This is a genomic window from Leisingera sp. F5, from assembly GCF_001593695.1.
This window is the reverse complement of sequence record NZ_LUKH01001385.1, coordinates 1-1,062: the sequence shown is the minus strand read 5'-3', so window position 1 is coordinate 1,062 and position 1,062 is coordinate 1. Positions and strand designations below refer to the sequence as shown.

Sequence of the window (1,062 nt, the reverse complement as noted above, 5' to 3'; positions counted from 1 at the left end):
TGCCCGGTGATGTAGGACGCGGCAGGGGAGGCGAGGAACAGGATGGCGGGCGCCAGCTCCTCAGGCTCGCCCCAGCGGCCGAGCGAGGTGGCATTTTTCTATTTCACTGCAATTTCCGGGTCAGCGGCCGCGGACATGTTGGGGCTGGTTTTGAAGAAACCCGGGGCAATGGCATTCACTGTGATGCCTTTGGGGCCAAGCTCCGCCGCCAGTGCCTTGGTCATGCCGTTGATACCGGCTTTGGCTGTTGTATAGGCCGCATCCCCGGATTGGGCGATGAGACCGGCAATCGAGGATATGTTGATGATGCGGCCATACCCCTTTGGTGCCATTTGGGCGGCGGCCAATTGCGCAAGGCGGAACGGGGCGATCAGATCAACATCCCATAGCGCTTGCAGATCGGATCGCGTGAATTCCGCTAGGCTGCGCCGGTCCCGCTGCCCCACATTATTGACCAGAATGTCGAGACCGCCTTCACCAGCGATGCCTTCGAATGCCGTGATTGCAGATCCCTCATCAGCCACATCCAGAACCAATGCGCGGGCCTTTCCAGGCATCCGGCTCAAGGCTCCTGCCACCCTCTTTTCATTGCGTCCGTTCACCCAAACCTCTGCCCCGGCTTCAGACAGAAGGCGGGCAGCGGCAAACCCCAGCCCGTCTGTGGAGCCGGTCACCAGCGCGCGCTGGCCTTTGAGGGAAAACTGATTAAGCCCTGTCATCATCCTGTCTCCTGTTGCTGGCAAGCTGTTCGTGCAGGCGTGGCCTGTCAAGCACTGCCGCAAACCGGCATATCATTGACGCCTGCTGCTGCATTGCCCCAGGCACGCCGGTGCGATAGTCATGGCCGGACGCCTCAGCGCATATTAGAGACAAAGACCCATGAGCCGCATCAGCCATATCGAACTTGACGACTGCAACCTGCCGCCTCCGACGCCTGAGATTGAGCAGGAGCGCAAGGTGGCGATTTACGACCTGATCGAAGACAACAGTTTCGCCTTGCCGCCTCGCGAAGGGTATAACCAGCCCGCCGGCCCCTACCATCTGGGCCTGGCGATCCGTGAC

1 protein-coding gene and 1 pseudogene are annotated in these 1,062 nt (G+C 60.6%); one reads left to right on the top strand and one right to left on the bottom strand.

Translation table 11 applies throughout. From position 1 onward, the window contains the following. Positions 1-719, bottom strand: a pseudogene (locus A2I95_RS41645) (SDR family oxidoreductase); the annotation flags it as partial. A gap of 160 nt (positions 720-879) precedes the next feature. Between A2I95_RS41645 and A2I95_RS41640 the strand changes: the two are divergent. Beyond that, a partial coding sequence (locus A2I95_RS41640; protein ID WP_291738120.1) for a UPF0262 family protein occupies positions 880-1,062 on the top strand: 183 nt, incomplete at its 3' end.